We start from the raw sequence: 13,444 nt of genomic DNA, 5'->3' as shown, positions 1-13,444 counted from the left end.
AAAAACTTAAAAAAATAATTAGGTAAAAAAATTAATTATTACGTATAAATAATGTTTCAAAAAATTATAAAGGGTATATAAGTATAAGTGGTGGACGCGGGTGACCTCGTCGGCGAACGAAGACAAGGTGTCGACCATCGTATTGATGGTGGACTTCAGCTCCAGGATTTCGCCGCGTGCATCCACGGTGATCTTCTGCGACAGGTCGCCCTTGGCCACCGCGGTCGTCACCTCTGCGATCGACCGAACCTGTGCGGTGAGATTGCCCGCCATGACGTTCACCGATTCGGTGAGGTCCCGCCATGTTCCCGAGACGCCGGGCACCTGCGCCTGGCCGCCCAACCGTCCTTCGTTGCCCACCTCGCGGGCGACACGGGTCACCTCGTCGGCAAACGCCGAGAGCTGATCCACCATCGTATTGATGGTGTTCTTCAGCTCCAGCAGCTCTCCTTTGACATCCACGGTGATCTTCTGCGACAGGTCGCCCTGCGCCACCGCTGTGGCTACGCCGGCGATGTCGCGGACTTGGGCGGTGAGGTTGTCCGCCATGGCATTCACCGAGTCGGTCAGATCCTTCCAAGTGCCCGAGACCCCAGGCACCGACGCCTGGCCACCGAGCTTGCCCTCGGTGCCGACCTCCCGGGCGACGCGGGTGACCTCGGTGGTGAACAGCGAGAGCTGGTCGACCATGCCGTTGAACACGGTGGCGATCTCGTCCAGCAGCGGATCACCGACCTTGGGCAGGGACCGCCGGAAGTCACCATCGCGTACCGCTTTGAGCCCATCCAACAGGGGCTGCAGACGTTCGTCGTTGCTGCTTACTCGATCCATGCTGGCGGTGTCTTGGACCATCAGCGGTACCTAACCTAACTTCGCCTCTGCAGTCACTCAGTGTCCGAGGTCTACGTCGAAGTAATCCTGCCCGGCGGCGACCTGCCGAATGGCGTGCAGCAGGTCGTCGAACACTCCAGTCTTGAGCACCAGGCCAGCACCACCCGCCGCGATCACCCGATCGACCATGGATTGGTTCGCATCCCCGGTAAAGACCAGGACCCTGGTCTCTGGGGACACGGTGCGCAGCCGCTCGATCGCATCGATCCCATCGCCGTCGGGCAGCCGGCGGTCGAGCAGGATGACGTGCGGATGGTGACGGCTTGCAGCACCGATGGTGTCCTCGACCGAACTCGCTATTTCGATGACCTCGATGTCGTCGACGAATTCGAAGGCGGAGTCCAACGCCATCACCACCATAGGGTGATCTTCCGCCACCAGTAGCCGAGTATGCCCAGCGTCGACATCAGCCGACATAGCTGTCAGTCTACATCGATGCCTGTTCGTTGCTGCCGGATTTATGCGAGTCGCACTTTCTCGTAGAAATTTTCATGATCTTAATTGAATAGACACGATATTCATCCGGGACCGCAATCCGGATCGCAGGAAGATAACCAAACCTTCGAGAATCTGTTCGTGTCAGCGCAATACCGCTGCAGCCTACCGCCGATGTCACCGCGCAGCTGGGATGACATGCTGTTCGCTGTCGCCGCCGCATCGGCGCGGCGCATTCTCTCGCGTACTTCCGCGCACCGTCTGTCATCGTCAGACGTAGCCGAACCCCCGGACTTCCGAATGAGGTAAAGCAGTGGCGCCACTGCCACCACGAGACCGTTAGGGCTGCTGCGACTCGCCCAGCATCGCCTTGGCGAGGATCAATGTCGCCATTCCACTGCCCCTCGAATCCGTATTCACGGTATACGCCATGCGATACCCTGCCGTGTAACTACTGCTGCCGTATTTCCTGGAATCGAAGATCACACCGGGCTCGATATCGCCGTACAGCGATACATCGTCGATTCGAACTCCCACGGCGTCAGCGGACGGTCCGGAAATCCGATCTGTTCGAGAAACTTTCGCACCTGCGCTGCCCGCCGATCCGGATCGACCCATTTCGCCCATTCGGTCCGCTCGGCGGGTACGCCGAGATCCATGCTCAATCGGTCGTCATTCCCCACGCCGCTGGCTGCATTTCTCGTCGCTGCTCGTTCTCTGTTCGCTCGAGAATTCCGTTGACGCCCTTGCGTTTCGGCACGCGGCTGTTGAAATGGGCCATGCTGGGCGCAATGACCGCTGCCGCTCCTTCGCTACATGCTGTCCAACAATGAGCGCGGTCGGCATGAACGTGTCATCACCGATGGTGACCAACCCGGTCAGGATGCAACCGAGTCGCTGCGCCAACTCGGTGATGACTCGTTCATCCCGTGACAGATGCGGCGCGCTCACATCGAGCGAGAGGCCCCAATTGCCCTGGGAACCAGGGGATTTGCGTTCATGGCTGCGGTGCCTTCACCGGACGATACCGACCTGCCGTCGTCGGGAATATTGTCGACGCTGTCTACAACTCGGCGCGCAGGTACCGGATTGATTCGCCGCCCTTGGTGTGATGCAGGCGGCCGAAGCGGCTGTCGAGTAGATGGGCCATGGCGTCGGCGGCGCCGGTGTAGGCCTCGGCGACCGTGGCCGCGCGATGGGTGACGGCAACCGGGGGCTGACCGGATATCCGGGCCTCCAGCACGCACTGCTTATCATCCGGGCCGCCCTTTTCGGCATTCAGATCGGTCAGGTGGACTTCCAGCCGGGTGACCTGATCGGCGAAGCGATCAAGTGTCGCGGAAATCGTCGACTCCACGCGCTCGGCCAGCGATGCGCCGCCGTGGATATTGCTGCCGGTGTTGACCTGAATCTGCACGAGCGTCTCCAATCCGATAGGTGCGGACAGCACTGTCCGCGTACCGTCGCCAACGGTCGCCGACCCGGCTCGGTGGCCGAATCAGCAATCCATCGGCAATAGCGACACTACCCGCGCGGGTGCATACTCAGCAGATTCCCAGGTTCACCCGACGGGCTGTGCGGCAATCGACGACGGCAGCTGGCCCGCATCGGGTACCGCGGTGCCACGCAACGAAGTTCCCGCAGTCTCGCGCAGGAACGACCAGGCGACGAGCCCGATCAGGCTGGCGCCGACCATATACGCGGCGGGAAACAGCGACCAGCCGGTCGATTCGATCGCTGCCTCGTTGACCAGCGGGGCGGTGCCGCCGAATGCGGCTGTGGCGACGTTGTACCCGAGGGCGAATCCCGCATAGCGCACATGCGTCGGGAAGATCGCAGGAAAGGTCGAGCTGATGGTCGCCAACTGGGGGACGTACAGCAAGCCGAGCACGATGAATCCCGTGATGGCCCAACCGGTTCCCTGACCCATCAGCCAGTACATGGGCACTGCGAGTACCGCGAGACCGACCAGCGAGACCAGCCACAGCGGGCGGCGGCCGACCCGGTCGGAGAGCCTGCCGAACAGCGGCAGCACGATCATCATGTTGCGGGCGTCGAACACTGTTCGCCCAATGGGTGCGTAGCGACCGCCCGGCTACCGTCGTGGACGGGTGTCTGCTGCGCGTAGCTGGCGGCTGGGGCTCGGGGTGTGCGCGGGCGATGATCGCCGCCCGATCGAGCCGACGGCTGTCAGGGCGAACAGCGCAATGGACAGCCAGCCGAACCAGTCGCCGAACCGGGCATAGACCGTCGTGCCCGACGACAGTGGGATCGAGGCGAGCACCGAACGGGTCACCGTGATATCGGTTCGCGCCGACGCCAGGACATGGCCGCGAGAGTCGCTGGCCACGAGTTCGCCGAGTTGCGGTGCGCGAGCGATACCGACGCCGGATTCGATGCCGCGCATGACGGCCATCCGACTGTGCAGCCAGTGGTCGCTGGTGAAGTCCAGTGCCGGAACCAGCAATAGGGTCGCGCCGCGCCGCCGGTTTTCGCGTACCAGGTCCGGACCGTCCAGATCGAAACACACTGCCAACGCCCACGGTTCGCCGGGAACGCGTTGCCAGCCGGTCCCCGGTTCGAGGCCGTCTTCGAGGCCGGGAATCAGCCGGTGTTTGGCATACCGCACGCCCGATGGGTAGTCGATGGCGGCGTTCACGCTGGTTGCGCCGCTGGTGAGGATGAGTCCGGCGACGACGTGGATATTGCGCCGGGTGGCGACCTCGGTCAGCGGGCCCGACAATATCGGTAACGTCGATTCGTCTGCGGTCCAAGCCTTTTCGGGCAACACAACCGCTTTCGCGCCCTGGTCTGCGAGCCGGTCGATCTCCGTCACCGCACGCGCGACCATATCGCGACCATCCGGCGAGTCCACCGGAACGTATTCCGGCGGTTGGGAAAGCGCGAGCAGACCGACGCGCACGATATCCCGCTCCGGTGCCACGGCCAGCCGCCACCAGCCGAATGCCCCGACCGCGAGGAGTAGCACCGCGGTCGCGCTCGCGACCCGAAGACGTTGGGCGGCAGTCACTTCGGGTGCCGTCAGCACCGCGATAGCCGCCGGCACCAGCAGGATCAGGAAGGTGATTCCCCATGGACCGGTCAGCGACGCGAGCTGAATCAGTGGCAGCACGGTGAATTGGGTGTACGCAATGCTCCACCACGCGCCGAACTGCCCAACGAGCGATACCGAGAACTCGAACGCCACCCAACCAGCTGGCAGCGCGAGCACCGCAAACCCCGGTCGACCCCGCAGCATCAAAGCACGCGTCATCGCCACCGATCCGCCGAAAACCGTGGCGGTTCCACCCAGGAGCAGCACCGTAACGGGTACAGGTTGCTCGACGGTGTCGATGAAATACGACCAGAACCGCAGCGCACTCCCACACCACGCCAGGAACCCAGCAAAGAACGCCGTCGCTGCCGCGACTCGCGGCGCAATCAACAGCACCGGCAGCGGTGCCAGAACCACCAAGCCGGGTAACGGATGCAGGCCGGTACCGAAGTACCACAGCACCGCCGACACCAGAATGGCGGACAGGGTCGGAAAACGCTTCATCGACAGCTCCACTCGATCGGATGCTGTCCGATGCTTCCCGCGCGCACCGCTCCCCCACATCGCCCTTACGAGCGAACCCCACCTCACTCCTCAGGAGCCGCCGCCGCGTAGGTGCCGGGACTCATGGCGAGTCAGCACAATTCGCCCCGATTCTTCCTACCGAGCGGTCAGCGAGCCGTGTGACGCCTGCGTGAGTTATTCGAGTCCGGCGGGGCTGCACAGGCGCACCGCTCGAACCGCGGCGGCGACCGCCACGAGCGGGGGTATGCGATGGCCGTGTCCACCGCCCGCCGACCATGCGAGGCCGGGGCCCGAAACGTGTGGCAGGTGCCATACAGCGCGGCCGACATGGAGCACCGCCCCGCAGTGCTGGAGGTACTCGATGGCCCGATCGGCCTTGCTGATGCCGGTGACGAGCCGGATATGGCGGCCGACGGGACCACCGATAGCAATGGTTGGTCCCGACAGGCCGTTGTCCTGGAAGAACAACTCCACCCCGATTCGCAGCGACGCGGGCAACTCGATTCCGGCGCGTTCCGCGCCGAACGTCACCACGATCGTGTCGTCGGCGTGGCCGATCGACCAATCGAACCGGTCGGCCGTGGTGACGGGCTCGGCCGCGGCGGCCATGGGGGTCATCGAATTCGTCGGTATCGCGATCAGTGTGTTCTCCCTTTTCGAACCGTGTTCGCGGAACGCACATCTGCCCAGACGTCGGTGGCGGGAAGACGCACCGTTACGCTGGCCGATCGATTGGGGGAGCACATCGGGCATTTGCCTTGTGCGGGATCTGCCATCTGGAGTCCAGGTTTGTTCGAGCGGGACGTCGTGGACCAGAAGGACGTTTTTCGGTCGATATTTTCGAAATCGAGCGAAAGATAGCTACGAACCGACTGGTTGGCATACGCAAATGGGCAGCTATTTAATTCTCGCCCAGCAGAAGATTTGCTTGAGATCGATCCGGTAAATCCGTGACCTGCGAAACTTTCCTCGCTAGAGTCCTTGGCCATGACCGATGCACACGTAAATGGCTGCGGATATGCCTTTGCGCGCGATCTGTGGGCAACCGAGAGGCTATGGCTGTCACGGTCCGTGCGGACTATCCTGGTCGGCCTCGCGGGCCAACTGAGCGGGCTCGGACCACAGGCATGGACTCGCTATGAGGACGGCGAGCTGGAATTCGCGGAGGTGCGCGAGTTCCAATTAGCCCTGCTACGAGTGCACAGTGTGCTCGCGTGCGAGATCGACGCCGGGATGTCGGAAGCTGCCGCCGCCGCCCTCGACAATACGGCCGAGCTGGGCGACGTCGCCTCCGCCACGGGCCTGGACCGGGCGCATGCCTATGCGCGCTGGGGCGCCCTCACCGCGGTCGGTGAGCGTATGGCGCTGATCATCTCGCAGCCGTGGCCGGATGCCGGGCCGTCGGTGCTGCGGACCCCCGAAGCGCTCTACGAGCGAGATCGGCGCTGGTGGCGGGTGAGCACCGCCGCGAGACGCAACGCTCACCACGCCATCGTTGTTGTCGATCGACTGGTGCAGCGGATATACGCGATCGACCCGGACGGCTGGCAATCGGATGCCACGGGAACGCGGTGGGAGCTCCGGGCACTCGGGTCGGCACCGCTATCGCAGATCCAGGTGGACCGTGCGTACGAAAAGGGTCACCTGCCGGTCCGATTGGGCGACCCCTATCCCGCCCGGCTGGATCGCGGGTGCGTCCCCTGTTACTTCTCGGATGTGCGCGATGGCAACTGAACGGGGCACCTGGACCGAGATATCACCGGGGCGTTCGGCGGCTGCGGGCGATGCCGAATTCGCGGGTCGCTTGGACAGACTCATCACCGAATGGGAGGCCGGGCACGGCCGACCACTGCAATACCGCACTCTCGCCGAAGCTCTCGCTCGCAACGGGCAGGCGACGTCCGGGTCCTACGTATCCATGCTGCGGCACGGACATCGATGCCATCCCCGTTTCGAGCTGATCGAGGCTCTTGCGGACTTCTTCGGTGCCGACCCCTACTGGCTCGGGACCGGACTGCCTCGCGGTGAACGACGAACCGATATCAGTGTCATCGCAACCGTTTCCGACGACCCGCTACGGCGGCTGCTGCGGACGGCCGTCGACCTCTCGCCACCGTCGCTGTCCATACTCGCGGATCTCGCCGAGCGGATTCGACCGGGTGACACCGACCTGCCGAAGCTGAGATATACGGCACGGCTGACCGACTTGTCCTGATTCCGACGCTCGAATCGGGCATGCCAGAAGGTGGCGTCCGGATGATTACGGCGTCGATCGATGACAAATATGCTCGACGAGCGAAACGCGGTGTCATGGGCTATGACAATCCGATGTCAGCCGGAGGACGGCGAGGAATCAAACTTTCGGTATGCGAGTTGCCCGATTCTCCGACATTTGCTCGCACCTATCACCTATTTCTTGGGTCGAAGCTGGTCAGGACATTGCGACTGTGGTTGTCTGTTGGCTCGCAGCTGCCGGTCCACGGCCGCGCGCTTCAGCGCGTCCGTCTCATATTTCTGGCCCACAAAATAGAAAAGGACAATTCGTGATCGAAACCTCGCGCATCGCGGCGATCGGATTCGCATGCGTTGCGGCAATCGCGCCGGTAACCGCCCATGCGGACGCATCCGCCGAACATGACATCGAGTACAAGGTCACGTCGGTGGAACATGCTGTAATAACCACACTATCGGGCGGGACCTTCGTTCTCGACCGCGACCGCAGCTCGTTCACAATTCTAGACGGGAGCGGCGCGCCGGTAATGGTCATGCCAACGCGATTCACCGTGGGCGACAAGGTGCTGACGGTCGACTCTTCGCTCAGCAAAGATGCGAAAGAACTGCGGTTGACACCCGGTGAGCTGCGGCCCGCCGCCGCACCGGCCGCGACACCGGCCGCGACACCGGCCGCGACACCGGCCGCCACGCCGGTCGCGTCACCGGTCGAGAATCAGGCCGCGATGGCGGAGTTCTCGACGCGATTCGGGCTCGCCGCCACGATCGGCACATTCGTCGGCACCATGATCGGTCTGGTCGTCGGGGGCGTTACCGGTTGCATTATGGGTTTGCCGCTGTTCGGGGTGGGCTGCATACCCGCCGCGATGGCCGGTGCGGGGATCGGCGGCGTTCTGGGGACAATTACCGCCGGGGGACCGGTTCTGGTGCTGTCGGCGGTGGAGCTGATCAACACGCTCAACGCACCCGACGGCACGACTAAATGGGCGCAGAGCGCATCGGCGAAACCCGATAATTAGCTGATCGCCTATGCGATGTGATCAGGCGCGACACCGCGCGGATATCACGTAGCGCCAGCAAATTCTGGCATTCATATTTTGCGACTGGTCGATCAATCCACCTCGTCGAATGGAGTGGCTACCGCCGAATTCATCGCGCCCTCGAAATGCTGCGCAATTCAGAACTGATTCCGTTAATGGCGCCGCGGTTCGATACTGCCGCGATGGACGGATACGGCCTCCTTTCGGCGTGTGGGGTGCGCCGCCAGCGCGGTGTGCGTTGGCGGCGCTCCGCGCAGTTCGCACCGGATGACAACACTCCGCCGGGTGGTGTGCCACCGACGACATGGGCGGACGACGACAGGGGTGAGTGGTGAGGTTCAGTTGGCTGCGAAAAGCCGAACCGGACGAAGAAACATCGGTGCAGGCGATCGTCGATCGCGTCCAAGCCGAACGTCGGCGCGAACGTATCCGGGCCGCCGACGCGAGGCACGCCGATGCCGGGAGGTGGCTGACCGGGTGGCAACACGGGGCACCCGACCAGCCACTGACTGTGGCCGAGGCCCACTGGACTATGCAGCGGCACAGGGGGTGTCGCGCTGAGTGCCCGCATATGGAAGCGGCTCGGCAAACTTTGGTAGACGCGCGTCTCATCAAGCCGGACGCGTTGCGGAAGTCCCGATGACAGCCGTGGGGTTCAGTCCCGCCCGGGGACTACCAGCCCCGCTTCGTAAGCGAAGACGACGGCTTGGGCGCGGTCGCGGAGGCCGAGTTTGGCGAAGACCGAGCTGATATGGGATTTCACCGTGTGTTCGCTGACGACGAGGGTGGCGGCGAGTTCGGCGTTGGAGAGGCCGCGGGCGAGGTTGCGGAGGATGTCGAGTTCGCGTTCGGTCAGTTCGTCGAGTTGGCGCATGAGGTCGGGCCGGGGCTGACCGCGGTGGGCCAGGTCGGCGATGAGGCGACGGGTCACGGCTGGGGCGAGCAATCCCTCGCCAGCGGCGACCACGCGCACGGCCTCGACCAATTGTTCGCGGCGCACGTCCTTCAGCAGGAAGCCGCTGGCTCCGGCACGCAGCGCGTCGTAGACGTACTCGTCCGCATCGAACATGGTCAGTACCAACACCTTTGCGCTGGTCTGTGCGCAGATGCGAGCGGTCGCGGCAACACCGTCCATGCGCGGCATCCGCACGTCCATGAGCACGACATCGGGTGCCAATTCGAGCGCCGAAGCGACGGCCTCGACTCCGTCGGCGGCCTCGCCGACCACGGTGATGTCGGGCTGGGTCTCCAGGATCAGCCGGAATCCGGCGCGGAACAGGTCCTGGTCATCGACAACGAGCACGCGCATGCTCAACTCCCCTGCGCGATGGGAAGTTCGGCGGTGACCTCGAAGCCATCGGTCGAAGAGTTTTCGGCCGACCGACCGTGCGCCGAAGGCCCGTAACGAAGCCACCCACCGGCGGTGGTGACGCGCTCCCGCATGCCGATCAACCCGTGCCCGCCCGAGCCGGAGAATACCGAGCTGACCGTGGCTTTCGGACCGCCACCGGTCGATGCCGACCGAAGCCCGTGCCCGTCGTCGCTCACTCGTACGATCAGTCGATCCTGCGACCATCGCAACGACACCCGAGCGGTAGCCGCCCCGGCGTGCTTCATCGTATTGGTCAACGCCTCCTGCACCACCCGATACGCGGTGACCCCGACGTCACCGGAAACCGCGCGGCGCGTACCGAATTCGTCGAACGAGGCGGCGAGCCCACCGCGCCGCGACAATTCGACCAGATCGGGTATCGCCTCGATGCCCGGTTGGTGCGGCGGATCGTCGGTGCCGCGCAACGCCCCGAGACTGCGCCGAAGCTGTTGCACCGCTGCGCGACCCGTATCGGCGATGCCCGCGAAGGTCGCATCGGCCCGATCCGGATCGGTGCGGGTCAGCAGCGGTCCGGTCTCGGCCTGGACGATCATCAGCCCGACCGAATGCGCGACGATATCGTGCATATCCCGCGCGATGCGCAGCCGTTCCCGGTCGACGGCCGCGACCCGCTCCTCCTCGAGTCGGCGCGCCCGCTCCTCCAACATCTCGATCTGCAGCCGCCGCGCCCGCACACCGGTGCCGAGTGCCCACGCGGTGACGAAGGACATGGCCGCATAGCCGTAGGAGTCCGGACTCTCGTTCGGGATGATCAGGGACAGTAGGATTCCGATGCTCACGGCGATCAACGCGATCCGCCGCGACCGCGGCGGACTGTAGGCGGCGATCGTATAGGCGCAGACGATGGTCCCGTAGGGCAATGCGGGCAGGGCGTGCAAGCAGGCCAGTACGGTGATCGCGGGCCCGACCACGAGCAGTACCAGCATCGGCGCGCGCCGCCGCCACAACACAGGCGCAGACGCCAGCGCACAGCAGGCGACCACCCACCACGACGCCCGCGTCACGATCGCGGGCCCCACGCTGGCCACCGTGACCGCGACCGCGACCGCGATATCGACCGCACTCGACGGCAGCGCGCGCAGCCGTTCCGACGCCCGGGAGACCACGCCGGTGGTCTGGGCGTGCACACTGCGAGAACTCATAGTGCACCCAGTGTCTCCCGCATGCGGACCCGCTCGCCTCCCGCGTCCGGATGACCCGACCGTCATCCTCGCGAGTGAGGTGGATTCACAGCGAGCGCGCGTCGATCATCCAGATCTGGATTCCGGACGGTCCGGCGTTCTCACCGATCCGGTCGACCAGCCGGATCAGATCGGCGACATCCTCATTCCTGGCAAGCAATTCGATGCGCAGACCGGCCTCGACATCGCTGACGAACTGCTGGCCCCGATAGCGTTCGACCCGGCTGCCCCGATCGTCGACCCGATAGACCTGGCAGACCACCATCCGCCGCACGCCGAACATGGCCAGCGCCTGTTTGATCTGATCGAAGACGGCCGCGGGCAGCACCAGGGTGATGAGCTTGGCGTCGACGCCGTCACCTGGACTCATCGGGTCATCGATGCCGTACCCGACACTGCCCTGTAGGTGGATGGTGGCATTCACGTGGTCGCCTGATTCCCGGGCGCCTCACCCGATGGTTTGTCCGGCGCACGCTTGGGCAGGGCGGGCGCTGCGGGGAGCGTCCCCACATGGGCGGAGACCAGAGTCTCGTCCGGATAGGCCTCTTCCTCGTGGGCCGCGACATCACCGGTCTCCAATATATGGTCCGGCATGCGCAGACTCATGAACAACCCCAAGAATTTCAGGATCACGAAGGTGACGAAGGCATCCCACGCGATAACCGTCGCAGCCGCACCCGCCTGCCAGAGCAGCTGTTTCGGGTGATGCCCGTACAGCCAACCCGAAAACGCCACGTCCGCAACATCATTGCCATTGCCCAGATACACGATGATGTGCGGATCCGCGAGCACACCGACCAGCAGACCACCGGCCAAACCCGCGACACCGTGGGTGTGGAACACACCCAGCGTGTCATCGACCTTCCGGAACAATCTGGTCCGCCCCAATTTGTTCCAGGAAAGCCACACCAGTGTCGAGGCGACAACGCCGGTGATCATCGCGCCGAAGCTGTTGACATATCCGGCCGCCGGCGTGATGGCGACCAGTCCGGCGATCATGCCATTGATCGCGCCGAGGAAGTTGGGTTTACGCTGCGGGCCGGCGGTCATATCCCAGCACACCCACACAAGTACGGCCACCGCGGTACACAGGTTGGTGTTGAGGACAGCGAGCGAGGCGTTCGCACCGCCGAAATACATATCGCCGCCATTGAAACCGTTCCAGCCGAGCCACAGGATGCCCGCACCCGCCGCGGCCATCGGCAGATTGTTCGGCACGGCCCGTTCCCGGTCCCTGGCGAGGCGCGGGCCGATGACCGCCGCCGCCACGAAACCTGTTGTGCCAGCGGCCAAGTGGATGACATAGCCACCGCTGTAGTCCAGCGCGCCCATCGAGGCCCACCAGCCGCCACCCCACAGCAGGAAGGCGTTCACCGTATAGGCGAAGGTCGTCCACAGCGGGACGAACAGCAGCCACACCTTGAAGTTGATCCGGCCGATGACGCTGCCGAGGAACAGCAGCGGGGTGATCGCGGCGAACGCGAAGTGGAAGTAGGCCAGGGTGGTCTCGGAGAAACGAAGCTTCGGCATCAAACCGTCGAGCAGCGGAATGACCGCCTGGTTCTGGTTATCGCTGCCGAGGATCGTGTGTGGAACGCCGACCGCGGCCCGCAGGATGCCCGGCCCGAGCTTCAGCGGTTCACCGAAGCCCATTTTGAAGCCCCACAGCACCCAGACCACCAGGACCGCGGAGAAGGCGGTAAAGGCCATCAGAATGGTATTGACGGCCCATTTCCGCTGCACGATACCGCCGTAGAGTATGGCGATACCCGGAATGCTCATCAGAGCGACGAGTGTTGCGGCGACCAACTGCCAGGTGTTGTCCCCGGAGTTGAGCCAGTCTGGGTAGGGTGACATGATTCTGCGCTACCTCATCTGCACGCAGGCAGGCGCGCACCGCTCCCGCCCAAGCGCTAAAGTGTCTGTGGCGTAAGGTGTCTCGCGTCACACTGCTCCACCTAGTGTCATCACACGAGGTTTCGCTCCGGTTACGCTCCGTTAAATCTGGATCTCACGACGGACGCGCCCGGCGTGTCCGGCGCGAGCATGGTGGCGATGCCGGTCGTGACATCCTTCGCGAGTGCGGCGTTGACCGGCGCGTGATGGCTGAGCAGTCGGTACCACATCGCGCCGAAGGCGAAATCCACCACGAGATCCAGCGGGACCGCCTCGGTCAGTTTTCCCGCGTCGACACCCCGCTGGAGCAGTGCGCGCAGGGCCGCTCGGCGCGGGCCGATCACGGCCTCCTGAAGTCGATTCGACAGGTTACTATCGCGCTGCGCGTCCGCCATCAGGCCGACCAGCGCCTGGCCCGTCACCTTCCGCGCGAGTTCGAAGGTGGCCGTGAGCAGCAGCTCGAGCGCGCCGAGCACGTCGGCAGTCTTGTCCGGAACCCGCAACTCCGCATGCTCATCGGCCAAGCCGATCAGCGCCTCGATCAGAATCGACGCCTTGTCCGGCCACCAGCGATAGACCGTCTGCCTGCCCACCCCGGCCCCGTCCGCGATGGCCTTGATGGTCAGGTCTTGGTAGCCGTCCCGCTCGCAGAGTTCCAACGCCGTATGCAGGATGGCGCGCCTGGCGTCCTCGCTGCGGGGTCGCCCCCGGGTTCCTGTCATGCACGTCACTTTACAAGACACGGTGCCTCGAATATATTAACGAGGCACGGTGGTTCGAAAATCATCGTGGTTGG

General features: G+C 64.2%; 14 protein-coding genes and 1 pseudogene. 3 read left to right on the top strand and 12 right to left on the bottom strand.

Features of this window, described 5'->3' with window-relative positions; genetic code table 11:
* Positions 1-18: 18 nt before the first annotated feature.
* From ABZW16_RS14040 to ABZW16_RS14010, 7 genes and pseudogenes are all read right to left on the bottom strand, one after another.
* Positions 19-852 (bottom strand): HAMP domain-containing protein, encoded by an 834-nt coding sequence (locus ABZW16_RS14040; RefSeq protein WP_354955705.1) that lies wholly within the window; start codon positions 850-852, stop codon positions 19-21.
* A 36-nt stretch (positions 853-888) separates the two neighbouring features.
* A complete protein-coding gene (locus ABZW16_RS14035) occupies positions 889-1,308 on the bottom strand; it encodes a response regulator transcription factor (protein ID WP_354955704.1) in 420 nt (139 codons plus the stop codon).
* A gap of 500 nt (positions 1,309-1,808) precedes the next feature.
* Positions 1,809-2,009: a hypothetical protein gene (locus ABZW16_RS14030; RefSeq protein ID WP_354955702.1), complete on the bottom strand. Its 201-nt coding sequence runs from the start codon at positions 2,007-2,009 to the stop codon at positions 1,809-1,811.
* Positions 2,010-2,389: 380 nt separating this feature from the next.
* On the bottom strand, positions 2,390-2,743 hold the full coding sequence (locus ABZW16_RS14025) for an HPF/RaiA family ribosome-associated protein (RefSeq protein WP_354955700.1): 354 nt from the start codon (positions 2,741-2,743) through the stop codon (positions 2,390-2,392).
* 144 nt (positions 2,744-2,887) lie between these two features.
* Positions 2,888-3,370 (bottom strand): annotated as a pseudogene (locus tag ABZW16_RS14020) (MFS transporter); the annotation flags it as partial.
* Between the two features lie 51 nt (positions 3,371-3,421).
* Positions 3,422-4,885 (bottom strand): hypothetical protein, encoded by a 1,464-nt coding sequence (locus ABZW16_RS14015; RefSeq protein ID WP_354955698.1) that lies wholly within the window; start codon positions 4,883-4,885, stop codon positions 3,422-3,424.
* A 195-nt stretch (positions 4,886-5,080) separates the two neighbouring features.
* On the bottom strand, positions 5,081-5,524 hold the full coding sequence (locus ABZW16_RS14010) for a hypothetical protein (protein ID WP_354955696.1): 444 nt from the start codon (positions 5,522-5,524) through the stop codon (positions 5,081-5,083).
* Between the two features lie 369 nt (positions 5,525-5,893).
* Here ABZW16_RS14010 and ABZW16_RS14005 point away from each other — a divergent pair, with 369 nt between their 5' ends.
* From ABZW16_RS14005 to ABZW16_RS13995, 3 genes are all read left to right on the top strand, one after another.
* Positions 5,894-6,640: a hypothetical protein gene (locus ABZW16_RS14005; protein ID WP_354955694.1), complete on the top strand. Its 747-nt coding sequence runs from the start codon at positions 5,894-5,896 to the stop codon at positions 6,638-6,640.
* The gene (locus ABZW16_RS14000; RefSeq protein WP_354955692.1) at positions 6,630-7,121 is read left to right on the top strand and encodes a hypothetical protein; all 492 of its coding nucleotides are present in this window, start codon (positions 6,630-6,632) and stop codon (positions 7,119-7,121) included. Before ABZW16_RS14005 ends, ABZW16_RS14000 begins: the two co-directional genes overlap by 11 nt.
* A gap of 328 nt (positions 7,122-7,449) precedes the next feature.
* Positions 7,450-8,157 (top strand): hypothetical protein, encoded by a 708-nt coding sequence (locus ABZW16_RS13995; RefSeq protein ID WP_354955690.1) that lies wholly within the window; start codon positions 7,450-7,452, stop codon positions 8,155-8,157.
* 676 nt (positions 8,158-8,833) lie between these two features.
* Here the strand turns inward: ABZW16_RS13995 and ABZW16_RS13990 are convergent.
* The 5 genes from ABZW16_RS13990 to ABZW16_RS13970 form a co-directional block, all read right to left on the bottom strand.
* On the bottom strand, positions 8,834-9,487 hold the full coding sequence (locus ABZW16_RS13990; RefSeq protein ID WP_354955688.1) for a response regulator transcription factor: 654 nt from the start codon (positions 9,485-9,487) through the stop codon (positions 8,834-8,836).
* A gap of 2 nt (positions 9,488-9,489) precedes the next feature.
* Positions 9,490-10,713, bottom strand: a complete 1,224-nt coding sequence (locus ABZW16_RS13985; RefSeq protein WP_354955686.1) for a histidine kinase — start codon at positions 10,711-10,713, stop codon at positions 9,490-9,492.
* 85 nt (positions 10,714-10,798) lie between these two features.
* Positions 10,799-11,176, bottom strand: a complete 378-nt coding sequence (locus tag ABZW16_RS13980; RefSeq protein ID WP_354955684.1) for a P-II family nitrogen regulator — start codon at positions 11,174-11,176, stop codon at positions 10,799-10,801.
* A complete protein-coding gene (locus ABZW16_RS13975) occupies positions 11,173-12,609 on the bottom strand; it encodes an ammonium transporter (protein WP_354955683.1) in 1,437 nt (478 codons plus the stop codon). Before ABZW16_RS13975 ends, ABZW16_RS13980 begins: the two co-directional genes overlap by 4 nt.
* 131 nt (positions 12,610-12,740) lie before the next feature.
* Positions 12,741-13,370, bottom strand: a complete 630-nt coding sequence (locus ABZW16_RS13970; RefSeq protein WP_354955681.1) for a TetR/AcrR family transcriptional regulator — start codon at positions 13,368-13,370, stop codon at positions 12,741-12,743.
* Positions 13,371-13,444: the final 74 nt, after the last annotated feature.

It is taken from the genome of Nocardia sp. NPDC004604, from assembly GCF_040609795.1.
GTDB lineage: Bacteria > Actinomycetota > Actinomycetes > Mycobacteriales > Mycobacteriaceae > Nocardia.
The sequence above is the reverse complement of the archived record's forward strand: the minus strand, read 5'-3'. Positions and strand labels throughout refer to the sequence as shown.

Excerpts from the sequence above, each read along its gene's own strand:
- ABZW16_RS13975 (WP_354955683.1), bottom strand. The coding sequence starts at position 12,609 with ATGTCACCCTACCCAGACTGGCTCAACTCCGGGGACAACACCTGGCAG.
- ABZW16_RS13985 (WP_354955686.1), bottom strand. The coding sequence starts at position 10,713 with ATGAGTTCTCGCAGTGTGCACGCCCAGACCACCGGCGTGGTCTCCCGG.
- ABZW16_RS14040 (WP_354955705.1), bottom strand. The coding sequence starts at position 852 with ATGGTCCAAGACACCGCCAGCATGGATCGAGTAAGCAGCAACGACGAA.
- ABZW16_RS14015 (WP_354955698.1), bottom strand. The coding sequence starts at position 4,885 with ATGAAGCGTTTTCCGACCCTGTCCGCCATTCTGGTGTCGGCGGTGCTG.
- ABZW16_RS14005 (WP_354955694.1), top strand. The coding sequence starts at position 5,894 with ATGACCGATGCACACGTAAATGGCTGCGGATATGCCTTTGCGCGCGAT.
- ABZW16_RS14010 (WP_354955696.1), bottom strand. The coding sequence starts at position 5,524 with ATGACCCCCATGGCCGCCGCGGCCGAGCCCGTCACCACGGCCGACCGG.
- ABZW16_RS13990 (WP_354955688.1), bottom strand. The coding sequence starts at position 9,487 with ATGCGCGTGCTCGTTGTCGATGACCAGGACCTGTTCCGCGCCGGATTC.
- ABZW16_RS13970 (WP_354955681.1), bottom strand. The coding sequence starts at position 13,370 with ATGACAGGAACCCGGGGGCGACCCCGCAGCGAGGACGCCAGGCGCGCC.
- ABZW16_RS14035 (WP_354955704.1), bottom strand. The coding sequence starts at position 1,308 with ATGTCGGCTGATGTCGACGCTGGGCATACTCGGCTACTGGTGGCGGAA.
- ABZW16_RS14000 (WP_354955692.1), top strand. The coding sequence starts at position 6,630 with ATGGCAACTGAACGGGGCACCTGGACCGAGATATCACCGGGGCGTTCG.